General features: G+C 65.3%; 31 protein-coding genes. 13 read left to right on the top strand and 18 right to left on the bottom strand.

Annotated elements, in window-relative coordinates; genetic code table 11:
- Window positions 1–116: 116 nt before the first annotated feature.
- From llg_RS13655 to llg_RS13640, 4 genes are all read left to right on the top strand, one after another.
- On the top strand, window positions 117–926 hold the full coding sequence (locus llg_RS13655) for a hypothetical protein (protein ID WP_338285230.1): 810 nt from the start codon (window positions 117–119) through the stop codon (window positions 924–926).
- 94 nt (window positions 927–1,020) lie between these two features.
- Window positions 1,021–1,413: a hypothetical protein gene (locus llg_RS13650; protein ID WP_338285229.1), complete on the top strand. Its 393-nt coding sequence runs from the start codon at window positions 1,021–1,023 to the stop codon at window positions 1,411–1,413.
- Between the two features lie 33 nt (window positions 1,414–1,446).
- Entirely contained in the window at window positions 1,447–1,581 is a 135-nt protein-coding gene (locus llg_RS13645) for a hypothetical protein (RefSeq protein ID WP_338285228.1), read from the top strand.
- Window positions 1,578–2,180, top strand: a complete 603-nt coding sequence (locus llg_RS13640; protein WP_338285227.1) for a hypothetical protein — start codon at window positions 1,578–1,580, stop codon at window positions 2,178–2,180. The genes llg_RS13645 and llg_RS13640 overlap by 4 nt, the downstream gene beginning before the upstream one ends.
- A 62-nt stretch (window positions 2,181–2,242) precedes the next feature.
- Here llg_RS13640 and llg_RS13635 read toward each other — a convergent pair whose 3' ends face one another.
- Complete coding sequence (locus llg_RS13635; protein ID WP_338285226.1) at window positions 2,243–2,560, bottom strand: hypothetical protein; 318 nt, start codon at window positions 2,558–2,560, stop codon at window positions 2,243–2,245.
- A 249-nt stretch (window positions 2,561–2,809) separates the two neighbouring features.
- A complete protein-coding gene (locus llg_RS13630; protein WP_338285225.1) occupies window positions 2,810–3,295 on the bottom strand; it encodes a GNAT family N-acetyltransferase in 486 nt (161 codons plus the stop codon).
- Between the two features lie 125 nt (window positions 3,296–3,420).
- Here llg_RS13630 and llg_RS13625 point away from each other — a divergent pair, with 125 nt between their 5' ends.
- Window positions 3,421–3,735, top strand: coding sequence for a hypothetical protein (locus llg_RS13625; RefSeq protein ID WP_338285224.1), 315 nt, complete (start codon window positions 3,421–3,423; stop codon window positions 3,733–3,735).
- 46 nt (window positions 3,736–3,781) lie between these two features.
- On the opposite strand, the gene llg_RS13620 is transcribed toward llg_RS13625, so the two are convergent.
- The 13 genes from llg_RS13620 to llg_RS13560 all read right to left on the bottom strand — a co-directional run bounded on the left by llg_RS13620 (window position 3,782) and on the right by llg_RS13560 (window position 13,278).
- Complete coding sequence (locus llg_RS13620) at window positions 3,782–4,267, bottom strand: hypothetical protein (RefSeq protein WP_338285223.1); 486 nt, start codon at window positions 4,265–4,267, stop codon at window positions 3,782–3,784.
- A 118-nt stretch (window positions 4,268–4,385) separates the two neighbouring features.
- A complete protein-coding gene (locus tag llg_RS13615; RefSeq protein WP_338285222.1) occupies window positions 4,386–4,658 on the bottom strand; it encodes a hypothetical protein in 273 nt (90 codons plus the stop codon).
- A 24-nt stretch (window positions 4,659–4,682) separates the two neighbouring features.
- A complete protein-coding gene (locus llg_RS13610; RefSeq protein WP_338285221.1) occupies window positions 4,683–4,919 on the bottom strand; it encodes a hypothetical protein in 237 nt (78 codons plus the stop codon).
- Window positions 4,916–5,140 carry a hypothetical protein gene (locus llg_RS13605; protein ID WP_338285220.1) on the bottom strand — a complete coding sequence of 75 codons (225 nt, stop codon included), beginning with the start codon at window positions 5,138–5,140 and terminating at the stop codon, window positions 4,916–4,918. The genes llg_RS13610 and llg_RS13605 overlap by 4 nt, the downstream gene beginning before the upstream one ends.
- A gap of 15 nt (window positions 5,141–5,155) precedes the next feature.
- Complete coding sequence (locus llg_RS13600; protein WP_338285219.1) at window positions 5,156–5,374, bottom strand: hypothetical protein; 219 nt, start codon at window positions 5,372–5,374, stop codon at window positions 5,156–5,158.
- A gap of 180 nt (window positions 5,375–5,554) precedes the next feature.
- Entirely contained in the window at window positions 5,555–6,061 is a 507-nt protein-coding gene (locus llg_RS13595) for a hypothetical protein (protein WP_338285218.1), read from the bottom strand.
- A gap of 61 nt (window positions 6,062–6,122) precedes the next feature.
- Window positions 6,123–6,626 (bottom strand): ankyrin repeat domain-containing protein, encoded by a 504-nt coding sequence (locus llg_RS13590; RefSeq protein ID WP_338285217.1) that lies wholly within the window; start codon window positions 6,624–6,626, stop codon window positions 6,123–6,125.
- Window positions 6,627–6,688: 62 nt separating this feature from the next.
- Window positions 6,689–6,946, bottom strand: coding sequence for a hypothetical protein (locus llg_RS13585; RefSeq protein WP_338285216.1), 258 nt, complete (start codon window positions 6,944–6,946; stop codon window positions 6,689–6,691).
- A gap of 318 nt (window positions 6,947–7,264) precedes the next feature.
- The gene (locus llg_RS13580; protein ID WP_338285215.1) at window positions 7,265–7,516 is read right to left on the bottom strand and encodes a hypothetical protein; all 252 of its coding nucleotides are present in this window, start codon (window positions 7,514–7,516) and stop codon (window positions 7,265–7,267) included.
- A gap of 686 nt (window positions 7,517–8,202) precedes the next feature.
- Window positions 8,203–8,571, bottom strand: coding sequence for a hypothetical protein (locus llg_RS13575; protein WP_338285214.1), 369 nt, complete (start codon window positions 8,569–8,571; stop codon window positions 8,203–8,205).
- Between the two features lie 376 nt (window positions 8,572–8,947).
- Window positions 8,948–9,745 (bottom strand): hypothetical protein, encoded by a 798-nt coding sequence (locus tag llg_RS13570; protein WP_338285213.1) that lies wholly within the window; start codon window positions 9,743–9,745, stop codon window positions 8,948–8,950.
- Window positions 9,746–9,898: 153 nt separating this feature from the next.
- A complete protein-coding gene (locus llg_RS13565; RefSeq protein WP_338285212.1) occupies window positions 9,899–10,510 on the bottom strand; it encodes a hypothetical protein in 612 nt (203 codons plus the stop codon).
- Window positions 10,511–10,812: 302 nt separating this feature from the next.
- Window positions 10,813–13,278 (bottom strand): S8 family peptidase, encoded by a 2,466-nt coding sequence (locus llg_RS13560; RefSeq protein WP_338285211.1) that lies wholly within the window; start codon window positions 13,276–13,278, stop codon window positions 10,813–10,815.
- Window positions 13,279–13,754: 476 nt separating this feature from the next.
- Here llg_RS13560 and llg_RS13555 point away from each other — a divergent pair, with 476 nt between their 5' ends.
- Window positions 13,755–14,630, top strand: coding sequence for a transporter (locus tag llg_RS13555; protein WP_338285210.1), 876 nt, complete (start codon window positions 13,755–13,757; stop codon window positions 14,628–14,630).
- 2,353 nt (window positions 14,631–16,983) lie between these two features.
- A complete protein-coding gene (locus llg_RS13550) occupies window positions 16,984–17,832 on the top strand; it encodes a hypothetical protein (protein WP_338285209.1) in 849 nt (282 codons plus the stop codon).
- Window positions 17,833–18,108: 276 nt separating this feature from the next.
- On the opposite strand, the gene llg_RS13545 is transcribed toward llg_RS13550, so the two are convergent.
- The gene (locus llg_RS13545) at window positions 18,109–18,537 is read right to left on the bottom strand and encodes a hypothetical protein (RefSeq protein WP_338285208.1); all 429 of its coding nucleotides are present in this window, start codon (window positions 18,535–18,537) and stop codon (window positions 18,109–18,111) included.
- A gap of 371 nt (window positions 18,538–18,908) precedes the next feature.
- A complete protein-coding gene (locus llg_RS13540; RefSeq protein WP_338285207.1) occupies window positions 18,909–20,147 on the bottom strand; it encodes a Fic family protein in 1,239 nt (412 codons plus the stop codon).
- A 627-nt stretch (window positions 20,148–20,774) separates the two neighbouring features.
- Here llg_RS13540 and llg_RS13535 point away from each other — a divergent pair.
- The 6 genes from llg_RS13535 (at window position 20,775) to llg_RS13510 (ending at window position 23,794) form a co-directional block, all read left to right on the top strand.
- Window positions 20,775–20,957, top strand: coding sequence for a hypothetical protein (locus llg_RS13535; protein ID WP_338285206.1), 183 nt, complete (start codon window positions 20,775–20,777; stop codon window positions 20,955–20,957).
- Window positions 20,954–21,205: a hypothetical protein gene (locus llg_RS13530; protein ID WP_338285205.1), complete on the top strand. Its 252-nt coding sequence runs from the start codon at window positions 20,954–20,956 to the stop codon at window positions 21,203–21,205. Before llg_RS13535 ends, llg_RS13530 begins: the two co-directional genes overlap by 4 nt.
- A gap of 173 nt (window positions 21,206–21,378) precedes the next feature.
- Window positions 21,379–21,579, top strand: coding sequence for a hypothetical protein (locus llg_RS13525; protein WP_338285204.1), 201 nt, complete (start codon window positions 21,379–21,381; stop codon window positions 21,577–21,579).
- Window positions 21,580–21,856: 277 nt separating this feature from the next.
- The gene (locus llg_RS13520; protein ID WP_338285203.1) at window positions 21,857–22,591 is read left to right on the top strand and encodes a hypothetical protein; all 735 of its coding nucleotides are present in this window, start codon (window positions 21,857–21,859) and stop codon (window positions 22,589–22,591) included.
- Between the two features lie 5 nt (window positions 22,592–22,596).
- Window positions 22,597–23,322 carry an ATP-binding protein gene (locus llg_RS13515; protein ID WP_338285202.1) on the top strand — a complete coding sequence of 242 codons (726 nt, stop codon included), beginning with the start codon at window positions 22,597–22,599 and terminating at the stop codon, window positions 23,320–23,322.
- A gap of 124 nt (window positions 23,323–23,446) precedes the next feature.
- Window positions 23,447–23,794: a helix-turn-helix domain-containing protein gene (locus tag llg_RS13510; RefSeq protein WP_338285201.1), complete on the top strand. Its 348-nt coding sequence runs from the start codon at window positions 23,447–23,449 to the stop codon at window positions 23,792–23,794.
- A gap of 164 nt (window positions 23,795–23,958) precedes the next feature.
- Here llg_RS13510 and llg_RS13505 read toward each other — a convergent pair whose 3' ends face one another.
- Window positions 23,959–24,936 (bottom strand): hypothetical protein, encoded by a 978-nt coding sequence (locus tag llg_RS13505; RefSeq protein ID WP_338285200.1) that lies wholly within the window; start codon window positions 24,934–24,936, stop codon window positions 23,959–23,961.
- Window positions 24,937–25,198 lie beyond the last annotated feature (262 nt).

Raw genomic sequence — 25,198 nt, 5'->3', positions numbered from 1 at the left:
GAGGAGGTGGGGTGGGATGGGCGGTGAGGCGGAGTGGTTCGATCCGGCGACATCATGGGTAAACAAACCGGCGCGCCGATGGCGTTGTTAGACCGATTTCCATCCTCCCCTCCCTCATGCGCTTCCGTCCCTTCCTCGTCCTGCCCGCCGCCCTGTTGGGTCTTCTCGCCGGCGGCTTCCAGAACGCCCGCGCCCGCACCGAGGAGCAGCGGTTGCCTGGCGGGGCCGCCGTGACGCTTTCCATCCAGGACGACCAGGACGAGGCACTCTTCACCCTGGCCTACCGGCGGGACGGCCAGGAGCCGACCACCTTCTGGACCAACCGCCGCAGGATCACGAATGGCGGCGCATGGACCCTGGACTCCGCCGATGCGAGGGACGGCACGGTCGCGGTGCTGATCGAGGACAGCTTCGGCTTCCTGCGGTTCATCCGCCACCGCCCGGAGGGAGCCGGGACCGAGGATATCGAGATCGCCGGGTTCGCCCCGCTGCAACGGGCCGTGGGACTGGCCGGCGGGAAGCTCGCGGTGAAAGCCCCGGACCAGATCGTGCTGACGGACCGCCATGGAGCGGAGCAACCGGCGACGGTCACTCCGGACGGCCGCCTGCTGGATGCCCGGGGCACGGAGTTCAAGCCCACCGTGGAGGGACAGCCGCTGCCGGAACCGAAACCCCTGGAAATCACCGCGGCCAACAGCGTGGCCCCGTTCCCTGCCACTCCCACCGCTCCTTCCTCCGGAGCAGCGGGCACGCCAAGGGACGCCACCCCGGCCGGAGGGAAAGCCGCTCCTGCCCACCAAGTTCCGGAGAATGAGCCAGCGGCCGCGCCCGGGGGATTCACCGGTCTGGCCGTGGGCGGAGGCGTGCTCGTCCTGCTCGTGGTGGCATGGCTCGCGAAGCGCCGTGCGGGCAGCGGCCGCGGCTGATGAGGATCACTGGAACGGCGGGCTGGCGATCCCGGGCATTGCCTTCCTCTTCCCCCTCCGGCTATTCAAGGCGGCGACGATGATCGAAGGAGCCATGGCGAGAACGGTTGGGAGAGCGGGTGTGAGCGGGCTGCTGGCCTGGGGGGCGAGCGCCGGCATTCTGCTGGGCTGCGATATGGCCTACACCTGGGGCTCGATCGACCCATGGCGCACCCTCAGGTTCGTTGGCATCTGGACCGGGATCGCGCTCGCGGTGACCTGCGTGATGGTGATCCTCCCCGTTTACGTGTGGGCTCCCGATCGCCTGCGGCGGTGGTCCCTGGGCCGGAAGGCCCTGCTGGGAGGAGCGATCGGAGCGGTGGTGCCGCTGGTGATGCTGGGCCTCTTCCGGGAAATCCGCGGCGGGTGCGCCGCGGCGATCGTCTCCGGCATGATCGTCGGAGTGCTGCTCCCGAAGCAGGATCCCGATGCGGGCAACCCCGGTTGACGACATGGCGGAGCGGTTTAAACCAAAGCCTGAATGAAGAGGGTGACGGATTTTTTCATCGGCAGCGCCAGGGCGGTGGGCGCGCCGTCCTACGATGCGATCCACGCCCTGCGGGGGCCGCGCATGGAAGGCGTCCCCACCTCCCGGATCTGGAGCGGCCCAGGGTGAAGCTGACCCGTAAGGTGAAGACGTGGCCGGATTGCCTCAGTCCGGCGGTGTCCCACATGCCGCTCATCTTCAGCGAGCGGGTGATCGAGGCAATTATTTCCCAAGACCTGACCGGTCTAACCTGTACCCCCGTCGATTTCTCCTATGCACCGATGACGGGCGATCTAGTCCTCCCTCCCCAGCCCTATTACCGGGTAAATGTAGAGGGGGCGGCACCACTTCTCACATACCGCGTCTTTGAGAAGGTGGATGAACAATACGTGTTTCGCTTCGAAACCCAGGACAAGCAGAACGACAAACGCTGCAAGGTATTCTTCCGCAAGGATGGCTTCATCCCCCACATCCAACGCGTGCGAATGAACCGGGATATACCCGGGGACGACTTCATGCGGGTTCCCGGCGCGGACAACGGGGTGCTGGTGTTCGGGGAATTTTTCTGCAGCCGCCGGTTTGTCGAGCTAGCCAAGGCGAGAGACTTTTCGAATTTCAGTTTCACGCCGCTCGATTCTCTCGACTCGATGACGAGCGATTTCCGGAAGTACACATGGCCGCCGGAGACTTGGTACCCGACCGCGCAGCGGGCGATGGAAGAGGGGTGAGCGGGTCCATCCAGGAGGAATGTTCAAATGCAACGACCGCCCCCTTCCGCGGCCCGCAACAGCTATTCAAAGCGGTCAACATTCTCTCGAAGGCAAAGCCAGTAAGCGAATGCTTTGTCCCGATCAGCCGCAGCGAGAACCGTTTCCATCGCCCTGGAAACACGCTCTTCAACAGAGCCCCTCCAAGCCACAAACTCCACGTAATCGGGCTCAGCCGATTGAGCGACCCCAATTTCGACCTGCCCTGATGACAGCAGCTCTCCAAGAGTCCGATTCACGCAATCCTGGAGCGATTCACCGGCTCCTTGATGATGCGTGATCCATTGGACGAGGAATCCACTGCCAACCATGTCATCCCGCAACATTTCGATTATTTCCATGGCAGTCCCCGTCATGATTTGATGCGCGCTTCAATCATCCTCCTTCATTCGGTCCACTGACCTCCGGACTCCGGATAGCAAGCGGCCGAGCGCCCCGGGGACGCCACCCGCGCGACCACGGGTGGAGGCACCGAGGTCTACGAAGTTGGGCGTCGGGAGTAAAGGAGCGGATGGACGCTGAGGAGCGGGTGCGGGTTGACCCAGCCTGAAGTGTCACCACTTCCGCCACGGGAAGAGGGTCCCCCGCCCTCACGCGAGCTCGCGGAACATGACGTGGGCGTCGACGAGGCCGAGCTGGCGGTGGCGGTAGGCGCGCGGGACGGTGCCGAGGATGCGGAAGCCGTGCTTTTTCCAAAGGTGGATGGCGGCCTCATTGGTGCTGACGACGATGTTGAACTGCATGGCGAGGAAACCGGCGCGGGCGGCCTCCTCCAGGGAGTGGGCGCAGAGCGCGGAGCCCACGCCCTTTCCGCGCGCGGCGGCGGAGACCATGTAGCTGGCATTGGCGACGTGGGAGCCGAGGCCGGGTTGGTTCGCCTTGAAGATGTAGGTGCCGAGCACGCGCCCGTCCTCCACGGCGACGTAGGGGTGGGTGCCGACGGCGAACCAGTAGGCGAGCGCGTCCTCCCGCGGCAGGGCGGGATCGAAGACGTAGGTGTCCCCCGCGGCGATCACGCTGCGGAAGATTTCCCAAACGGCGTCATGATCGGCGGCGGTGGCGCGGCGGATGTCCATGCCGGGAGTGTGGCGCGGAAAGGAAGGGATGGAAACCCGAAGGTGGATTGGAATGGGGAGGGGCTGGACGTTGAGGGGCCGCGGGGACAGGATGGAAGCGGGTCCGGAAAGGCCCATGGATGAAGATGAGCAAATGGATTGTCGCGGCACAGCCCCTGCCATCGGTGGGGGAAGTGGTCTCTCTCGTGCTGGTCGGGTTCGTGTGCGTGTTCTTGGCGGAGCGGGTGGGCTACCGGGTGCGGGCGAAGGGGCAGCGGGTGACGCCCGGCGAGCTCGCGGAGCGGGAGAGGCGGCGACATCCGTGGTGGGGCATCTGGACCCTGCCGGTGGTGATGGTGGTGGACTGGTTTTCCGACATTCCGCCGCTGCTCTATGTGGGGCTGCTGGTGGTGACGGTGTCCGGGTGGCTGGCGAACCGGATCACGATCCAGCGGGGGTGATGGAGGGCTGGTGCTCCCGCGCGGATGGCGGCCTGTGGAAACTTTCTCACAGATCGATCCGAATCCGGCCGGCTTCCAGATCGAGGGTGTAATCCTTTCCACGGCAAGACACGACGATGACTTCCTGGTCGGCTTTCTTCACCGTTACCAACGGATCGCCGAAGGGCAGGTACGTCAGGTCGTGATGGAAAAGGAACTCCCGGCCATCCCGCAAATTCCTCACCACGGTCGTGAAATCCCGATCGTTGTTTCGGTCGAAACGGAACACAACCGAATCGATCTCCGGCACGCTGAGGAAATACGGATAGTTCCCCTCCACATTGGGATAATCCTTCCCGCCGATCTTCAACGCGTAGCGATCGGACGAGTGGACATTCAAAACCTCTCTCAGCAACGGCCGGAAGAGCCGGATGCCGACGCCATCTACTCCCGTGCTCCGGGTTCCATACGAGGCGGAAATGTGAGCCGTGACCGCGTAAACGACTACCAGGGCCACCACCGCCAACAGGCAAGCCAATCTCTTTCGCTTCATCGGGTATCGATTCATCTTTCACCAGCACGGTGGGCGGATCTCCGTCACGGTGCAGTGGCGGGTGATCTAGAATGCCATTTGGACGGGCCCGGAGGATGGGATGAGAGCTGGGGGGATGCTACGGCCACAACCGCGGCAGGGCAATGAACACTTTCTGGAGCAGGACGCCGAACCGCTGGTCCCGATGGACGCCGCCCACGGTCTGGAACCAATGGGCCTCCGTGGCGGCATCCGCCTTCAGCCCCACCCAGTCATCGTGATGGGTGTAGGCAACCCGGTCGAGCTGGGACGGGATTTCCAGCACGCCGGTTTCCCGGGCCTCGCGGAGGAACTGCTGATAGCCCGCCTCCGGGATTTGGATGCGCTTGTCGATGGACGGTTTCTTCTCCACCCAGGTCTCCCCGGTGATGCGGGCCTACCTTTCGCCGGGCCCTCCCATGCTCCACCAGGCGGCCGCGGCGACGATCGCGACGACCGCCTCCTGGCAGGCGATCCGTTTCCCCTCCCCTGCCCGCCGGATGGGATGGCGGGTGAAGATCGGAAACTGGAGCACCACCAGCCACGCGGCAAAGACGGGCGGCTGCCGGAGCAGGGCCGCGATCGAGAAACCGATGACCGCAAGCACCAGGATGTGGAGATCGACGTGTTTCACGGGCTTGGCTCTGCATCGAGCTCGAACAGGACCATCAGGTGCTTCCGGTCCGCCGAGCAGTGGGTGCCGGGATGGACGCCCAGCCGGCGGGCCCGTTCCCAGGTGGGCGCGAAGAGGACGCGGGCGTGGCACACGGGGCAGCGCAGGACCAGTTCCTCCTCTGGGAGCGTCCAGATCTTCCTCAGGAACGCGGCATCGGATTGGTACACGAGGTAGTCCATGGTGGGGTGGCAGGTTCAGTCCGACCCCGGTGGGCGCCCGCCAAATCGTTCGAGATATTCGACGACGGCCTGATGCAACGAGTCAAGTTCGATCAAGAGATACATCTCACGACCAGCAAAGGTATAGCAGATGGTGACTACATCGGAATCCCGCTCAAGCCAGTAATCCTCAACCTTGAGACCGTCGCCGGTCAGGTAGGTCTCGATCTGTTGGTCGGTAAACGCGGTGTTCATCCCTTTCCAAACCCAGGGTGGAAGCATCCGGGGAGAGATTCGGGCGGCGGACGTCCCGTTCCTCCACATCCCTCGTCGGAGGGAGTAGGGCCTGGAAACGCACCCGTCCAGAGCAAACACCGCGGAGGAATCACGCGCGCGCCGCGGTGTTCGCGGCGGGGAAAGCTCGTGGGCGGATGGTCAACCGGCGTCTCGGGTTCCCTCCGGGGGAGACCATTGGCAGACGGCCTCGATGAAGGCGGCGGGCGGGAGGTAGTCGTGGGCGACCACGTAGTGGTAGATCAAATCGGGCGCGCCGTAGACGACGCCATCCGCGCCACGGACGCGGATCTCCGCGGAACCGAAGCTCTGCTCGCAGCCATCGCGGAATTCCCTCACCTTATCCGGCATCGAAAGGGTGAGTGCCTTGATGTATTCCGGCGTGGGCTGCATGCCGAGGCCAGGGACGTGATGGTGGGTGACCTCGGGTGGATGAAGTGGCGGGCGCTCGCAGAAGGGGCAATTGTGGAAGCCGCGGGTGGGCTGGACGAAGTGCTTGCACAGATCGAACAGCTTCGACCGGAATTCCTCTGAGGTGGGGCCGCGCGCGCCAGGATGATCCGGATGCAGCCAGCCAACCGCCAGAGGATCGGGCTCCCCTTCGATCGGTTCCCAGTCCGGATAAGGTTCCAATTCGGGGATGTACATGGCGTGGGTCGGCGGGTGGGTTCAGCGGCGGGAATGTCCCGCTCTTTTCGCACGTATCCGGCTACTTTTCCAGTCCGGCCAGATAATTGGCGATCTCCGTCTGCCCGCGCTCCCGTGCAAACGCCAAGGCGTCCATGTCCTTCATGGATTCGCCGGTGTATCGCACACGATGATCCATGCCGCGCTCGACAAGCAATTTCACGATCTCGAGGTGACCTCCGTAAATCGCACCAAAAAGGGGATTCCTGTCAGGTCCGGTCACGTCCATCTCGCCACCAGCATCCAGCAGCTTTTGCACAATTGACAAATAGCCCTCGGAAGCTGCCTCATTCATTGGCGCTCCATTTAAAATGCCGCCCCTGCCATTAACATCCACTCCGGATTCGATGAAGTAATCGACCATTTCATCCCGACCGAAAGAAGCAGCGACATGCAACCAACCACCAAAAGGGGTGTGCATATGAATGCATTCAGGATGCAAAGCTGTCAGGTCACGCACGCGTGGGAAATCACCCAGCTTGATGGCCGACCGCATTTCCTTTGCTATCAGTGTTTCTTTCGTCATTGATCCTCATGGAATAATCCGACGCCTGAGATGGGTGATGAAGGATGCGGAATTGACGAGGGTTAGCGCAGGTCATCCGTGCAAGGATGCTTGATTATGTAGGACAGGAACGGCAAGCTCTTAAAGTCAGCTTCGGTCCACTCGTCGTCAAATGGGCCGCGGTTATTTTGCAGGATGAAGCTCGCGCCTGCCGGCAGATCAAGACGCCGGCAATCGCCACAGTGATGCGAACTCTCGTGCGCGGCCAAACTCAGCCCGAGCGTCGCTTCCACCCGTTTCCGTGCATCGACCAAGCTTGCCCCTAGATCAAAAGCATTCATCGCGTGAACAATATGCCCGGCACCCGTGATGCGGCGAATTTCTTCGTTCCATATATCATGAAGTTTACCGGCCTGCCAGCTTGAGCGCTCATCTGCGTAGCGAGGTCAGACAAACCAAGCTGCTCCAGATGATCCGGCAACAATGGTGCGGATCCAGTTCCACTGGAACGCTGCGGAATGCCCAATGGCTTGCGAGCGCGACGTCGAAATCGCTCACTCTTCCGACATGGAATGGCTGGCCTGTTTTGGAACTTTTCCCTGATCGGGGGATGGGGCGGGCCGGTGGGAACGAATGAGAGTGTTAGACCCGGTCGCCCCTCAGCGTTTGGCCCCGGCGTCCTGTGGCGGTTCCCATCGGCAGACGGCCTCGATGAAGGCGGCGGGCGGGAGGTAGTCGTGGGCGACCACGTAGTGGTAGATCAAGGTCGGCGCGCCGTAGATGACGCCATCCGCACCCCGGACGCGGATCTCCCCGTTACCGAGGCTATGCTCGCAGCCATCGCGGGATTCCCGGACCTGTTTCGGCATCGAGAGAATGATGGCCCGTGTGTATTCAGGGGTGGGCACCATCCCCCGACCTGGCACGTGATGGTGGGTGACCTCGGGTGGATGAAATGGCGGACGCGGGCAAAAGGGGCATTTGTGGAAGCCGCGGGTGAGCTCGACGGGATTACTGCACAGCTCGAACAGCTTTGACCTGAACTCCTCGGAGGTGGGACCCCGTTCGAAGGCATATTCCGGTTCCAGCCACCCGACCGCCCGAGGCAAGGGCTCCTCGGGAACCGTGAAATACTGATATGGCACCAGATCAGGATAGTACATGGCGTTGCTCCGGACCGGAGGCTTCCCCATCCTTCCGGAATCGAGGCCGGAGGGCAACCGGGATCGCATGGAGTTCGTCAAAGCCCCGCTCGTGGTGCATGCCGTGCCCGCTCCGCGGGTCTGAGCTGGCGCGTGGCATCCGGGACACCCGATGCGCGATCAACACGGGATCGGCTCCGGCCCGGCGGTTCCCTCCCCCCTGCGGGCCATTCATCCAGGTTGAATCGACGGGAGGTGCAGTGGAGCCGTGGAAGAGGAGCGAGAACCAGAGAGGGGGTGGTTTTCTGGAACGAGGGAGCGGGTTGACGAAGGCAGGTGCCGCCCCCGGCGATGTCTCGCCTCCGCTGAAAGCGGCGATGCCTCCTGCCCTTTACCCACATCTCCGGTGCAAACCGTGGCCGCGTTGGCGCGTGGGTTCATTTTTTATTTTCAAATCAGCGCGACTCAACGATTTTCAAAACTTCGCCAGCCTCGTCAATGAAGCATCTCATCTGACAAGAAGAGAACGCTATTGTAAGCGCCAAATCATCCCCGATGTAATATGCATCACAGAAACAGATAGCCCCGTTTCCAGCTTCCGGGTTTTGCATCCTTCTCCGAATGGCACCAACAGCATCATAAATGATTGCATTATGAGGTGCATCATCACTTGCTGGCTCGACCACCAAAATGCCGCGTCCTGACCCAAGAAGGACTGCCACTATTTGATGCTCAAAATCAAGCTGATGACGCGCTCGTTCAAAGAACCACTCAAGCCCTTGGCGATCCCCAATGTATTTCAATTCCGAAATGAAATCATTCATCACTCAATAGGTATTTTATCACCGATCAATTCAACAAATGAATTTTTGGGGATCACATTGGAGGATTCCGACTTGCTATTTCCCTCCTGGATACGTCTGCCCTTTACCCACATCTTTCCAGACGAATGGAGATTCGGTGTTCTTTACCCCGGAAGGGGCAGAGAGGGATTCTCCGAGCTTCAAGCGTTCCGCGGGGGGGACGCCGATGGGTTCGTCCTACCGATGACGCTCTCCCCGCATAAGGCGTTCCTTCAGAACGCGATCCCCTGCCAATGGCCAACCTGGGACTTCGTCCCAGGCTTTGATGAGGGGTCCCTTCAGGACCCGGAAAGATGTGGGTAAAGGGCAGGAGGCATCGCCTCACTCCACATCTGATCTAGTAGCCCCCGCGGTGCTGCGCGGCGAGGGCGGACCAGGTTTCCAGCACGCGCCGGCAGAGTGCATCGGGGCTCCGGGCCGCCAGCGATCGGGCGGCGCGCGCGGCATCGCGGTAGGTCCAACCGGTGGAATTCAAGGTCAGCCACGCGGCTTGCCATCCGCCATCGCGGAGGTAGCTCTCGAACAAGGAGGGTTTGTCACGGTGGCGATCCAGCCACGGCGGAAGCCGGGGGGGAACAGGGAAGAGCGTTTCCTTGAATTCGAACGATGACGCCATGGCCGTGGAGGCGGAACCGGGAACAGGAAACGTTCCGTCGTAGGAGGAAGCCGAGGCGGATTCCAACGGGATGGCGGACGCGAAGGTGGAGAGGTGCGGGAAGGCCGCCGGGTCATCCCCGCTGGTGGCTGTCCCCTCATCGAGCTCCTGGAGATTGGGTATCCCGGTGCGGCGGGCAAACTCCTGGAGCCCGGCATGGACGCCATCGTGGACGGTCATCGAGGCGATGGCGATGTAGGCGAGGAATTGCTCCTCCGTGCGGGCGATTTCCACGGTCCGGTGCCCGGCATCGACGGAGGTTTCCACGAAGGACGGGGGCCGCGGGGTGAACCAATGTTTCCAGATTCCGAGGTAGTTCGGACCGGAGCCATCGCTCCAGATCGGAATCAGGGCCGGGGGAAAGCCATACCATTCCGCGGGAGCCCGGTAGGCGGGCAGCGGGACACCGGCCAACCCCGCGGCGCAGGCCGCGAGCCGGGGCGAGCCGATGGTTTCGAGGAGTTCGAGGTATCGCTGCATGTCCGGCGGGGAGGCGGGGTGGGTATGTAGGCTCCATAGGACCCATAGGACCCATAGGTGGAAGAGCGGATGGATGTCTTCCCCGCCCACGTTCTCACGAACGCGGCTACAAGAGGAAGAGGAGGAACTGGGACCGAACGGGTGCGGTGCGCCTCAGCGGACGGGGGTGCCGAAGACGCTGGAGGATGGGGAGGAGGGTTTTTCGGGGCTCTTGGCGGTCCCGGCCGGGGGCTTGCCGGTGTCGATCTCGAGGAGGCGCGGCTTGCCGTCCCACCAGTCCTTCTTGTCGATGAGGATCTTCTTCTCTCCCGGTGAGAGTTTGGCGGTGTAGGTCTTGTTGTTGTTGAATTGGATGGTGATGGTGTCGGCACCGGCCTTCTCCCACTTGACGAATTTGGTTTCGCTGTTGGGGGTGGAGAAGGTTCCGCCCGGCAGAAACCGGATGCCGGTTTCGTTCCATTCGGGGTTGTTGGGGACGAGCCAGTTCCAGGTGTTTTCGAAGAGGAAGGCATCGGCACCGGCCGCCGGGGAGCCGGGTTTCTGGAGGCTTGCCAGCTCGCCCCGGATTTTCGCGGCGGCCTCGGGGTTGTTTTCCTGGATGGCTTTGGCGGCGAGTTTCTCGGCGCTTTGGACGAAGAGCTTGTCGATGGGTTCGATGGCGCGGGCCTTGGCGTCGTCGCGCTGGCGCTTCAGGGCCTCGAAGTCTTCGGTCACGCCGGCGAAGGCGGGGGTGAGGAGGGCGAGCAGGAGGGGGAGAGTTTTCATGACGCGCGTGGGCGAGATGGAAAGGAGATAGAGGTTTGATCAACCTCACCACACGTTGATTCAACTCCGGAGGCCATGGGGACGCAAGGGGATTCCCACCCGGGCAAGGTGGCGGTTTTGGAAGATCGGCGGGGAGATGAGAATGCGGATAGGACCCATAGGACCCATGGGAGGAAGTGGCGGGAGTGGCGGAGCGGATGGGAGCCGGAGGGCGGGCGGACGGTTGCCCTGCCCACGTTCTCCCGAACGCGGCTACAAAGAGGAAGAACGGGACAGGAATGTCCCTACTCCCAGCCATGTATTCAGAGGGTGACGCGGAGGCGGAGGAACTTCCGTGGCATGGCGGGGGTGATGGGGAGGGTGGCGGTGATGAGCTGGTCGGAGGGGTTGTCCTCGACGATGGATTCGGTGATGCCGGCGGTGGACCAGGTGGCGAGGTTGTCGGACCATTCGGCGTGGCCGGTGGCGGCGGTGCCCTTGCGGCGGCGCCAGGTGAGGGTGGCGGTGGAGGCGGTGCGCCCAAGTACGGTGGCTGCCGTATTGACAGCGTTGGGGAGGAGGCCGAGGTGGTATTCGACGAGGTTGGGGAGGCCGTCGCCATCGGGATCGGCGGTGGCGGCGGTGCTGGGGAGGCCGGGGAAATTGGCGGTCCAGGCGGGGTAGTCGGGGACGGTGCCGCGGACGGTGAGCTCGGCGGAGTTGAGGGTGCCGGTGTCGCTGGCGGTGAGGTCGGCGATTTTGAGGGACCAGGTGCCGGCGGTGGATTCGCCCCAGTGGCGGAGGGAGGAGAAGGTCCAGTCGGCGTAGTCGTTGCCGCTGTCGGTGTGCTTGGCGGCGAGGGTGTCGGCGACGCCGGAGGGCGAGGTGAGGGTGATGGCGAGGTCGCCGCGGTAGGTGTGGGTGATGTTGAGCTTCACGGTGACCTGCTCGGCGCGCAGCGCGGTGGCGGCGGGGAGGAGGAAGGTGCGGGTGATGCCGGTGGCGTTGTTGTCCGGGATGGCGAGGGCGAGGCCGGACTGGGTGGAGACGATGGGGGCGGCGGCGGCGGGGAGATTGGTCCAGGTGGCGGCGAGGGTGGTGGCGGCGGTGGCGTCGATGAGGCCGGCGCCGTAGTCGTGGTGGAAGTGGAAGCCGGCGGCATTGGTGGTCCAGCCGGTGTCGGCGGGGTTCACTTTCTTGCTGGAGCGGATGAGGATTTCGCGGAAGTCACGCCAGCCGAGGTTGGGATTGCGCTGGAGGATGAGGGCGACGATGCCGGCGGCGGTGGGGGTGGCGGAGGAGGTGCCGCCGAAGGTGGAGGTGTAGTCGCCGCCATTGGCGCTGGATTTGTTGTTGTAGCCGGAGCTGCCGGTGCGATCGACGGTGGTGATGCCGAGGGCGGGCGAGGTGCCGCTGGAGGGGGCGACGCAGAGGAGATTGGCGCCGGGTTCGGAGTAGTAGGAGACGCGGGCCTGGCTATCGAAGGCGCCGATGGCCATGACGTGGATGGAGTTCGCATAGCCATCGTAGTTGGCGTTGTCGTTGTTGGCGCGGCCGTTGCCACCGGCCCAGGTGATGAGGGTGCCGAGGCCGCCGCGGCCGGTGGCGGTGGCATTGGCGAGGGCGTTCTGGGTGAGCGGGCCGGGGCCTTCGAGGGTCTTGCCATCGTCGGAGGGGCCCCAGGAGTTGGTCTTGATGGGGATGAGGGCGTTGTTCCAGGACATGGCATCGGCCTCCTCGGAATCGGTGGTGGCGGCACCGATGAGGCGCATGCCGACGAGGGTGGCCTCGGGGGCGGTGCCGGAGACGCCGAGGGAGTTGTTGCCGCGGGCGGCGGCGTTTCCGGCGCAGGCGGTGCCGTGGTCGTCGGCGGCGTGGGGATTGGGGTCGGCGTCGTTGTCGTTCCAATCGTGGCTGTAGGTGGCCTCGTAGTTGGCGGAGAGGTCGGGGTGGGCGGTCTGGAGGCCATCATCGACGATGCCGATGCGGATGCCGGCGCCGCGCCAGGCGGTGGTGCCGGAGACGCCGGAGGGGTAGTTCCAGACGGACTCGATGTTGACATCGGTGCCGGCGACGGCGCCGGACTGGCTCTGGTATTTGAGGTGCCATTGGTTGGGAACGAGGGTGTCGTTCGGCATGGTGCGGGGCGTGTGCTGGCGGGCGAGCTGGACGTCCGCGGCGGCGACTCCGGGGGTGGCGCGCCAGGCGGCGAGGCCGTCCAACGCGGCGAGCGGGCTGGCGGCGCGCAGGACGATGGCCTGGGGGGAGGCCGCGGGAAGGGAGGCGATGGGAAGGCGGAGGCGGCCGGGGAGCAGGGTGCGGTCGGTGCCGGGGGTGGCGAGGATGAGGACCTCGGCGGTGAGGAGGCGGCGCTGGCCGGGGCTGCGGTCGGCCTCGTCCGGGTAGAGGACGGGGAGCGGGGTGTTTCCGGCCAGGGTGAGGGCGGCGAGGCGGGCGCGGTAGGTGGCGGCGGTGGCGGGGGGATCGAGCGGCTGCGGGTGATCGTCGCCGGAGGCATCGCGGAGGACGATTTCATCGAGGGCGAGGGTGAAGGCGCGCGGCGGGCCGCCATCCGGGAGGTGCCAGGTGAGCGGGAGGGGCGGGCCGGGCTCGGGGAGGGCCTCGGGGGCGGCGGCAGTTGCGGAAACGGCGGGAGCCGGAGGCGCGGGCGCGGTGCCTTCACCGGGGGCCGTGGTGGAGGGGCGCGGCCAGCAGGTGAAAAGGAGCAGCGCGAGGCCGAGGAGGCCGGCGAGGAGCAGTCCGTGGGTTCTGGAGACGGGGGGCGGCATGGCGGGGATGGGACCCGGGCATCGGGGAAGGTAATGTTTTTTTCGGGCGAGGTCGAGGATTGGTGAAGGGTGTAGCGCGGCGGGGATGAAGATGGGGTTAAGGGGAGGTAGCCGCGGAGTCGTGTGGGGGTGGGGTCGGCCTTTGAGTGGCCGGTGGTTGGTGGTTGGTGGCCAGTGAAGAGGAAGAGTGCTTCTCTGGTTCTTCCCTCTCTTCACTGACCACCGGCCACTGGCAACCGGCCACTCAAGGGCGGACTGGCCGTGCGAGGAACTTCGCGGGTCTTCCCTGCACGCAAGGCGGGAGCCTCGCGCTACTTGGCGGACTGGCCGTGCGGGGGTGTTCGGGGATCTTCGCCGCCCACGTTCTCACGAACGCGGCTACAGGAGGAAGAGGGCGGACCAGTGGCCCTCCGCGCGCGGCATTTTGGGCTTTCCCGCCGCGGGGCTTTCCGGCTGATCTAACATACGCAACCTGTATGAAGACCCAATTGATCGCCGCCGCCGCGTGCCTGCCGATGTTGTGCTCCGCTGAGAGTGAATTGCTTTCGAACATGTTCGTGTTCGGGAAGCGCCAGCCACAGGGCGGCAGCGGGATGGCGGAGGAGGCGCCGGGGGCCTACGACCAGCCGGAGTGGCTGGGGTCCCGCCGGTTCGCGACGACGCGGGCCTACATCCAGCAGGACCCGTGGGAGGTGGGCGTGGAGCAGTGGTGGCGGAGCCGCAGCGATGGCGGCGAGTGGAGCCACCTGTTCCAGGAGGAGCTGGAGATCGGCCTGCCCTACCGGTTCCAGCTGGATGTGTACGCGGATTGGACGCTGGAGGACGGTGACACGGACTACAAGGACACCGCGGTGGAGCTGCGCTGGGCGCTGGCGAACTGGGGGAAGATCCCTCTCAATCCGACGCTGTATTTCGAATACAAGTGGGTGGACGCGGACCGCGGCGGCAACGTGGTGGAGCCGAAGATCCTGCTGAGCGAGGACTTCGGCTGCGGCTGGCACTGGGCGATGAATTTCGTGTGGGAAAAGGAGCTGACGGACAGCCAGAGCGAGGAGTGGGCGGTGACGCAGGCGATCAGCAAGACGCTGATCGACAGCAAGCTGTCCGTGGGCCTGGAGATGACTTACAAGTGGGAGACCTCGATCGGTTCGCGGGACAATCCGGAGAGCCAGTTCAACATCGGGCCGAGCATCCAGTGGCGGCCGACGACGAATTCGCACGTGGATGTGGTGACCCTCTTCGGGACGACGGAGGATGGTCCGGATTTCGAGGGCTGGCTGGTGCTGGGCTGGGACTTCGGCTCGGGGACGCACGAGGACAAGGCGTTCGCGCCGGTGACGCGGAGGCAGTAGGAAGAGGTTAGTAGTTAGAAGTTAGAGGTTAATGGTGGAAGAGGGCGGGGTCTAACGGATGTGGCCGCGGAGGTAGGGTCGCACCGCCGGGGCGACCGGGTCGAATGGTAGCGTCCGCTGCCACTGGCCCGTCCCATCCCTTCGCCTGCGGGGGCGGCGTCCTTCCTGCGGACGGGGTCCACCGCCCGGTCATCTCGGCGAGATGACCCTACCTCCAGAGGCGCACCGCAAAGGTAGGGTCGCACCGCCGGGGCGACCGGAGGGAAAGGGCCACGTCCGCTGCCACTGGCCCGTCCTTTTCCCGGTGTCTGCGGGGGCGGCGTCCTTCCTGCGGACGGGGTCCACCGCCCGGTCATCTCGGCGAGATGACCCTACCTCCAGAGGCGCACCGCAAAGGTAGGGTCGCACCGCCGGGGCGACCGGGTCTAACACAGCCGTCCGCTGCCACTGGCCCGTCCCATCCCTTCGCCTGCGGGGGCGGCGTCCTTCCTGCGGACGGGGTCCCCCGCCCGGTCATCTCGGCGAGATGACCCTACCTCCAGAGGCGCACCGCAAAGGTAGGGTCGCACCGCCGGGGCGACCGGGTCTAACACAGCCGTCCGCTGCCACTGGCCCGTCCCATCCCTTCGCCTGCGGGGGCGGCGTCCTTCCTGCGGACGGGGTCCCCCGCCCGGTCATCTCGGCGAGATGACCCTACCTCCAGAGGCGCACCGCAAAGGTAGGGTCGCACCGCCGGGGCGACCGGGTCTAACACAGCCGTCCGCTGCCACTGGCCCGTCCCATCCCTTCGCCTGCGGGGGCGGCGTCCTTCCTGCGGACGGGGTCCCCCGCCCGGTCATCTCGGCGAGATGACCCTACCTCCAGAGGCGCACCGCAAAGGTAGGGTCGCACCGCCGGGGCGACCGGGTCTAACACATCCGTCCGCTGCCACTGGCCCGTCCCATCCCTTCGCCTGTGGGGGCGGCGTCCTTCCTGCGGACGGGGTCCACCGCCCGGTCATCTCGGCGAGATGACCCTACCTCCAGAGGCGCACCGCAAAGGTAGGGTCGCACCGCCGGGGCGACCGGAGGGAAAGGGCCACGTCCGCTGCCACTGGCCCGTCCTTTTCCCGGTGTCTGCGGGGGCGGCGTCCTTCCTGCGGACGGGGTCCCCCGCCCGGTCATCTCGGCGAGATGACCCTACCTCCAGAGGCACACCGCAAAGGTAGGGTCGCACCGCCGGGGCGACCGGGTCTAACACAGCCGTCCGCTGCCACTGGCCCGTCCCATCCCTTCGCCTGCGGGGGCGGCGTCCTTCCTGCGGACGGGGTCCCCCGCCCGGTCATCTCGGCGAGATGACCCTACCTCCAGAGGCGCACCGCAAAGGTAGGGTCGCACCGCCGGGGCGACCGGGTCTAACACATCCGTCCGCTGCCACTGGCCCGTCCCATCCCTTCGCCTGTGGGGGCGGCGTCCTTCCTGCGGACGGGGTCCACCGCCCGGTCATCTCGGCGAGATGACCCTACCTCCAGAGGCGCACCGCAAAGGTAGGGTCGCACCGCCGGGGCGACCGGAGGGAAAGGGCCACGTCCGCTGCCACTGGCCCGTCCTTTTCCCGGTGTCTGCGGGGGCGGCGTCCTTCCTGCGGACGGGGTCCCCCGCCCGGTCATCTCGGCGAGATGACCCTACCTCCAGAGGCCCGCCGCAAAGGTAGGGTCGCACCGCCGGGGCGACCGGAGGGAAAGGGCCACGTCCGCTGCCACTGGCCCGTCCCATCCCTTCGCCTGCGGGGGCGGCGTCCTTCCTGCGGACGGGGTCCCCCGCCCGGTCATCTCGGCGAGATGACCCTACCTCCAGAGGCACACCGCAAAGGTAGGGTCGCACCGCCGGGGCGACCGGGTCTAACACATCCGTCCGCTGCCACTGGCGCGTCCCATCCCTTCGTCTGCGGGGGCGGCGTCCTTCCTGCGGACGGGGTCCACCGCCCGGTCATCTCGGCGAGATGACCCTACCTCCGGAGGCGCACCGCAAAGGTAGGGTGCACACAGGGCGGAGATCCCGTTAGAGTGCTCGGTTAGAGGGCCTTGGACGATTCCGCCATCGGGCATACGCGATCGTGGAGGTGGCAAAATGCATCGTCCGTGTTAAAAGTTCGCCGTTCTTAAGCAAACCCCCGCTCCGCACGGCCTGCCCTCACAGACCCGCACGGAGTTCGCAAGATCCCTCGATCACTCCCCTTTCCCCGGTCGGCCTGCCCTCACAGGCCGTCCGGGGTCCCCTCCCCCCCCCCCGTTTTTTTTCGACTGCTGTTTCCCCCCTTCCCCGCCCGGTCTTCTCCCCCACCGGCCGGGGCCATCCCCCGACATCCCCCTGTGATGAAATCCCTTTTGTTTTTCTTGGGAGCCGCCTTGCCCTGCTTCAGCATCGATGCGGCGACAGTATCCTCACCGAGCACCCAATGGTCCGCCGTGGCGGGGAGCGCCGATGTGGCGGATGATCATCAGGACGGCAATACCTCCAGCGACATCGTGGGCACGGCGACGAATCCGGCGTTTTTCACGACCTTCAGCGACAACGGAAGCGCGAGCCACACGGATGGCACGCTGGGCTTCCGGGTGCGGCTGGATGCGGCGGGCGGAAAATCGGGCAACCCGGCGCTGGATGGCATGGTGTGGGTGGGCATCGATGCGAACCAGAATGGATCGGTGGATGCCTTCGTGGGCGTGAATGTCCAGGGCGCGAGCACGACGATCGAGATCCGGGACTCCGGAAGCGGCGCGAACACCTCGCCCAGCTCGACGGCACTGGCGACGAGCACGGCCTTCAGCTACGCGACGACCTCGGCGAACTACAATTACCGGGCGGTGAACTACACGACGGATGGCGGGACGACGAACGATCTCTCCACGTCCTCGAACGACGATCCGGATTACTACGTGAGCTTCACGATTCCATTCGCAAACCTGGTGAGTTTCCTGAACTCTCAGGGGATCGCGATCACGGACCAGACGGGCCTGCGCTACGTGGTGGCCACTTCCTCGGCGACGACCTCGCTGAACCAGGACGTAGCGCAGATGACCGGCGGGCTGACTTCGACGACGAGCTGGCAATCGCTCGGCGCGTTTTCGCCGACGATGAACGCCGCGGGCCAGGCGGTGCCGGAGCCGGCGGCCGCGCTGCTGGGCGCGCTCGGGGCGCTGGGCCTGCTGCGCCGCCGCCGCTGAAGCGACACATCCCTTTTATGAGACGGGCCTGCAAGGGAGGCCCGTCCATGGCAAACGGCCGTCCGCCCACTATCCAGGCGGGCGGTCTTTTGCGTTTGGGGCCTGCGGCCAGATTCAAGAGCCCAGAATCCAGAGCCCAGAGAAGAGGAAGAGTGCTCCTCTGGTTCTGCCTCTTCACTGATCACTGATCACTGATGACTAGGCACTCATCCGCGGACTGGACCTGCACGGATATTCGCAAGTCTTCCCAGCACGCAAGGCGGGAGCCCCGCGCTACTACGCGGCTCGTACCAGGGCGGCGGCGTGGAGGCGGGCGCGGATGGCGGCGGCATCCACGGGAGCCGGATGGTGGATGGCGACGAGGTCGTGGAACCCTCCGCAGGCGGCGGCGCGGGGGCGGATGGTGGCGGTGATTTCGCCGGCGGCGGTGGCGAGGCAGAGCAAGGCCCCCTCGCCCTCCGCGGCGGGCAGGAGGTAAGCGAGCGGGACGCGGCGGGGATCGAGGGCGAGGCCGCTGGCGGCATCGTGGAGGACGGGACCGCGGGCGAGGAAGAGGCCGAAGGCGGTGGCGGTTTCCAAAAGCGGGCCGCCGTGGTGGAGCCGGAGATGGCAGGGCCCGAGGTGGATGAGGTGGTGGAGGATGGCGGCGGTGTGGCCTTCGAAACGGTGGCCGGTGGTGTCATCACGGGAGATGAGTGCTTTCATCGCCAGTGATGGGAGCAGAGATGACGGGAAGGCGCTCGCCGTGGCTTGCGGGATGTGGATGGGGAATTGCGGTGGGGCCTGCGGCCAGACACAAGAATCCAGAATCCAGAATCCAGAATCCAGAATCCAGAATCCAGAATCCAGAATCCAGAGGAAGAGGAAGAGGAAGAGGAAGAGGAAGAGGAAGAGGAAGAGGAAGAGGAAGAGTGCGGCACTGGTTCTTCACTCTCTTCCTAGCCCCCAGCCCCTGAATCCTGGCCCCTCTAGGGCGGACTGGAGGTGCACGGGTGTTCGCGAGTCTTCCCACGCGCAAGTTTGGAAACTTACGCTACTTCGCCTGCGGCGGAGAGGAAAAGCGGTAGCGGGGAGCTTCAGGAAGCCACCGGCAGATCGCTGTAGAGGCCGGGGAAGTAGAACTCGGCGACCTCGGCGGGGAAGCGGAGGCGGAGCGGGGTTTTAGGGCTGTCCGAGGTGACGAGGCCGAGGGTTTCCGCGGTCTTGATCACGGCGGTGGCGGTGGTGGCGGAGACATTGAGAACCTCCGCGATCCGGCCGCGGGGCACGTCCGCCGGTTCCAGGCACAGGCAGCGGAACAGCCGGATGAGGCGCTCCTGCATCCGGGCATCCAGGGCGGAGTGATGGACCTTCACGTAGACCTCGATGCGATCGACGAGGGCGCGGGGGCGGATCCGGCCGAGCATGAAGTCCATCTGATCGAGGATGACGCCGAGGAAGAAGGTGCAGAATTCCCCGAGGTGGCGGCAGCTCCGCGCGCCCCGGCCATCGAAGTCGTTGATCCGCGGTGCATCCGCGTTCTGGAGGTGGCGGTAGTAATCCGCCTGCCGCCGGGCGAGGCCGCGGGAAAGGGTCCAGAGGCCATCGCCATCCAGGCCGAGATGGATCAGCGCGGCCTGGGATTGGAGGCGGGCGACACGGCCATTGCCATCGCCAAAGGGGTGGATCCATGCCAACCGGTGGTGGGCGGCGGCCAGGGCGATGAGGCGATCAGCCGCGATCATGCGGGCCGGATCGTAGGCGGTCTCGTAGCGCTGCATGAAACGTTCCAGTTCGCCGGGCGGCGGTGGATCGTGGCGATGGACGCTGACGTTGAAATCCCGGTAGACGCCGGGCGCGAGCGGCACGGGATGATAGCCACCGGATTCGAGCTGCACGCGACGATCCTCTTCCGGCAGGTGGCCGTAGAACTCGCGGTGGAGCCAGCGGATGAAGTCCGCGGAGTAGACAGCGGTGTCCGGCTGCTCCGCGAGGCGCGCCCGCATCGCGTCCTCGGTCCGCACCAGGGCGGCGCTCATCCTCTGGTTGCGCCGTTCATCGGGGCCACCGCGCTCGCCTTCCTTCAGCGCGCGCTCGATGTCCTTTGGCAGGGTTTTGTGGCCTTCGATGAGGTTGGAATAGTAGCTGTTCATGCTCCCGACCAACCGTGCCAGCTCGCGGCGGGTGGAGGGCGAGGGCAGGGCTTCCTGGATCGCGCCCGCCCGCCGGTGGATCTCCACGCTCAACTGCGATAGCACCGGCCATCCGGCCGGATCATCCCGTGGGATCATCGGCTCCATGGAGGATACCTCGGTGTAGAGAGGGGCGCGTTTCACGAATGTTTTCGGGAATGTTTTCTGAAATGTTTTTCACTCAAAATATATTCATATTCAATACAATAACGCCGAACAATCGCTTAAAATTCACGTTATGCCGCGAATCTTTTCGGGAATCCTTTTCATGAGTCGGCAGCAGCCATGAATCACGCGGGTCACGGGGGAGCAGAGGCGCGGCTCTGGTTCTTCTCTTTGGTTCCTAGCCCCTAGCCCCTGAATCCTGGCCCCTCTAGGGCGGACTGGAGGGGCGCGGGTGTTCGCGAGTCTTCCCACGCGCAAGTTTGGAAACTTACGCTACTTCGCCTGCGGCGGGCACCGGGCGGTATTACCTCGGTGTGCCGTAGGTTATTACCTCCGGTGTTACCTTTTCCCGCTGGTTGAGGGATGGGAAAAGCTGTTCACTTGAACCCATCGGAGCCAGCCACCGTCCATCGGGCGGGAGGCGGTTCCGGGTGCCGCTCCCCTGCCCTGCCGTTGGCACGGAAGGCGCGCCATTCCTAATACACCATCCTATACAATATCCGTTTTCTCGCTTCCCGGAGACCTCGCGAAAGGTGTATCACACCAATGGCGGCCGGGGGCGGGAATGGGTTCCTCCACCACCGATCCACCGGTTCCCCACACGAGATGAAGAAGACGACCACGACCCTGTCCCTGGACGCCGCGCTGCTGGAGGCGGCGCGCGCCGAGGCGGCGGCCCGCGGGCTGTCCTTCTCCGCCCTGCTGCAAGGCTGGGTGGAGGAGGCGCTGGCCCGGACGACGGCCACCGCCGGGACGCACCCCGAACCCGCCGACACCGACCTACGATGAGAACCGTACTTTACACCATCCACGCCCTGGTCCAGCGGCGGGAGTGCCGCTTCTGCGGCCCCTGCGAGCTGGAGGTGGAGGGCCCGATCGAGAGCACACCCGAGACGCTGGACGAGGACATCGCCCTGGCCTGCGACGACGAGGCGGCGAACCTGGGCTGGCTGTCCGGGGCGTGCCCGCACTGCGCGTGGGAGCACCGGCATTTCCTGCGGGACGAGCACCGGGCGGATTTCCCGGGGAGGGACTAGACCTTCCGGATCGGGCAGCTCGCGTGGCCTGTCCGCTTTGGAGGGGCCAGGGGCCAGTGGTCAGGGGCCAGTGAAGAGGAAGAGCGCTTCTCCGGTTCTTTCCCTCTCTTCACTGACCACCGGCCACTCGAGGGCGGACCGAACCCACACACGACTTCACAGACTGAACCACCATGAACACGAATCCGAACATCCTGGCGGGCTACTCGATGGAGATGCTGCGGCTGGCGCTGCGCGATCTGGGGCGGACGATCCGCCACGGAAACGCGGGGCGCTGGGAGAAGCAGCGTTTCCGGGAGCTGGCGGAAGAACTGGAGCGGCGGGAGCTGCTGGACGGTGCCGAGGAGAGGCCTCCACCGCCTCCGAGTGGCTAGGGGCCAGGATTCAGGGGCCAGGGGGAAGAGTTCTCCTCTGGTTCTTTCCCTCTCTTCACTGACCACCGGCCACTCAAGGGCGGACTGGAGGTGCGAGGCACTTCGCAAGTCTGCCCCACCCACGTTCTCACGAACGCGGCTACGAAGAGGGCGCTCCTCCTGGGCTCTTCCTCTTCTCTGATCACTGATGACTGATCACTCGCCACTCATCCGCGGACTGACCTGCACGGTCCTCCGCGGACGCTCCCACTCACAAGCAGGAATGCTTGTGCTACTTATGACCGACGGCTTTTTCAAACTTCAACGGCGCTTCTTCACGCACTGGCTCTGGAAAGAGGAGCGCGTGATGAGCCGCGCCGAAGCCTTCCTCGACCTCCTGCAGCTTGCGTGCTTCATGCCCACGAAACAGATCGTTTCCGGGTGCGTCTTGGATGTGCCGCGTGGCGGCATGGTGGCGTCGGAACGATATCTGTGCGCACGCTGGGAGTGGTCGCGCACGAAACTGCGCCAGTACCTCGATGTGTTGCTCGCCGAGCGCATGATCGAGATGAAAAAAGACCAGGGAAATACCATCCTAATCCTTTGCAACTACGGGCATTGGAACTCCCAACCCGAAGAAAAAAAACCACTGGAAGACCACTCAAAGACCAGTGGAAGACCAAATCATAAGAAAGAAGAGAAGGGAGAGAACTACGTCACACACACAAGCGATCGCGCCACGCTGGCGGAGGTCATCGGGTATGCCCGGAGTGCTCCGGTGCCGATGAGCGCCGATTGCGCGATCGCGTTCCATGACGAAATGGAGGCCGCGGGTTGGTTGAGGAAAGGCCAGCCGGTCCACGACTGGCGGGCGGCGCTGCGGCGATGGGCATCGCATTGGAACCAACATTCGCTGGCACGGCGCCAGAACCAGGAAGCCCGGCCATCCCGGCACAAACCGCATCCGCACCGGCAGGAGAAGTCCCGCCGCGAGTTTCCCGAACACCGAACCACGACCCTGCCCTCCGCATGACTCCGATGAAACCGATCCTGGACCTGACCCCGGCCTCGAGCCTGGATGCCCTGACCGCGCGCCTGGAGGCGATGGTGGCGGCGGCTCCGGAGCGGGAGGAACCTACGATGCCTGCCGTAGCGGGGCCGCCATCGGGGGCGAGCCACGTGCGGATCTCGACGGGGACGGGGATGCCGGCACGCTACCGGGAGCCGTGGGAGCTGCCGCGGGAGCCGGAGTGGCGGGAGCGCTTCCTGCGGGTGCGGGAGCGGGTGCGTGGCAAGGGGCTGCTGGCGCTGATCGGTCCGCGCGGGACGGGGAAGACGCGGATGGCGGCGGAGGCGATGCGCCGCTACTCGCCGGACCTGGGGTGCTACACGACGGCGATGGGGTTCTTCCTGCGGCTGCGGGCGTCGTTTTCAAAGACGGCGGCGGAGACGGAGGCGGAGATCGTGAAGGAGCTGGCGGGGGCGCCGCTGCTGGTGCTCGATGAGATCCAGGAGCGATCGGACTCGGCGTGGGAGGACCGGATGCTGACGCACCTGCTGGACGCGCGCTACGGGGCGATGCGGCCGACGATCGTGATCGCGAACCTGACGCAGGAGGGGCTGATCGAGTGCCTGGGGGATTCGATTTGCTCGCGGCTGATGGAGACGGGGGGAGTGCTCGAACTGGCGGGTCCGAGTCATCGAGGCCGTGGCGAGGCCACGGAGACACAAGAATCCAGAACCCAGAATCCAGAGAAGAGATGAGGGGATGCCGGTGAAGGACTGGCGGTGCGGGGATGTCCGCGAGTCTTCCCCGCCCACGTTCTCACGAACGCGGCTACGAAGAGGAGACCTGAAAACTGAAAACTGAAAACCAACAAACTTTCCGATGATACTGACCTACATCTTCAACCAAGGGCCGGTGGCGGAGACGCCGGCGGCGAAATCGGAGCGGCCGCGGACGGCGGTGCGGGTGCTGGCGATCCTGAAGGCCTGCGGGCGTGAATGGGACGTGGCGCCTTCCCTGCTGACGGGGGCGCGGCGGCAGAGCTACATCACGGAGGCGCGCCACGCGGCGATGGCGCTGCTGCGGGAGGAGGGGCTGACGCAGGAGGACATCGGGGCGATTTTCCGCCGGGACCATACGACGGTGATCCATGCGGTGCGGAAGCACGGGGAGCGGATGCGCTCGCCGCGCTACGCGGAGCGTTTCGCGCGGGTGCGGGAGGGGTTGTGAGGGGGAGCGGCAAAGGTAGGGGCATCTCGCCGAGATGACCGGGCGGTGGAGGGCGTTCGCGGGAAAGAGTCCGTCCCAACAGGCGGAGGAATGGGGCGGGCCGGTGGCAGCGGACGCGGGTGTTTCTCCCCGGTCGCCCCGGCGGTGCGACCCTACCTTTGCTACTATTTGAGTAGTTCCTCGGTCTTGGCGCGGGTGCCGGCATCGACGGTGGCGAGGCGGTCGCGGATGCTCTTGACGGCGGCGGCCTTGACGCCGGGATCGGTGATGCGGGCGGCCCAGGTGGCGGCGGTGAGGGGATCGCCGGTCTCGAGGATGAGGGTGGCGGTGGCGGCGTAGGCGAGGTTGTATTTGGGCTCCTTCGGCTTGTCGGCGAGGAAGGAGGTGACGACGTCGCGCTGGGCGGGCGGGGTATTGCGGACGACACCGGAGAGGGCGCCGGAGTAGCCGGTCTCGCCCTCCAGGGCCTGGACCTCGCGCAGGGCGAGGGAGACATCGGCGCGGGAGAAGCCTTTCTCGGTGGTGAGGAAGGCGAAGAACGGGGTGATGGTGGTATCGGAGCGGTTGGCGCGGTAGGAGGCGAGGGCGGCCTCCAGACCGCGGGCATCGACCTCGGCGCTGGAGATGGAGCGGATGGCGGCCAGGGTGGTGATGGGGAGGGTGCCTTCCTTCAGGAGGGCCCAGGCTTTGGCGGGATCGATGGTGGCGATGCCGCGGTAGAGGGCGGAGGCGTAGTCGCGGGCGTGGGAGCCGGCGGGGATGGTGGCGGCCAGGGAGATGGCGGCGGCGGAGTCTTTCTTGAGGAGTTCGTTGACGAAGACCTGGTAGATGGACTCGAGGGCGGGGTCCTCGCCGGGGAAGTTCTTTTCGGCCCAGGCGACGAGGCCGGCGGGGTTGGTATTGGCGAGGTCGGCGGCTTGCTCGCGGAGGGAGTTGATTTCCTCGGGGCTGCGCTCGGCGCTACCGGAGGGCGGGGTTTTGGCGCGGCGTTTGTAATCGGGGACCTCGCGGTGCTCGCGGCCCTCGCGGGGCGTGCGGCCGTTGCCGGAGCTGCCCTTCAGCTCGGCGGTGGAGTCGGACTTTTTATCGCAGGCGGCGAGCCCGAGGGAGAGGGCGAGGAGGAGAATGGAGGAGCGGTGCATGAGGCGGGGTGCAAGGTAAGGGGTAACCCACGGAGAGGGGAACCGCAAAGAGAGAACGCCGCGGAGGCGGGGGCTTGTTGGTGAGGAGAGTGCCGAGTCGTCAGTGATTGGAGGCAGGGAGCAGAAGACAGCGAGTGCCTCCATGTCGCTACGCTCCATTGTGATCAGAGAAGAGGAAGTACTCTCCGGCGGACTGGAGGTAAGCACGACTTCGCCTGTCTTCCCTGCACGCAAGGCGGGTGCCTCGCGCTACTTAGCGGAC

The organism is Luteolibacter sp. LG18 (assembly GCF_036322585.1).
GTDB lineage: Bacteria > Verrucomicrobiota > Verrucomicrobiia > Verrucomicrobiales > Akkermansiaceae > Luteolibacter.
Note: the sequence above shows the minus strand (reverse complement) of the source record. Positions and strands in the feature narration are given on the sequence as shown.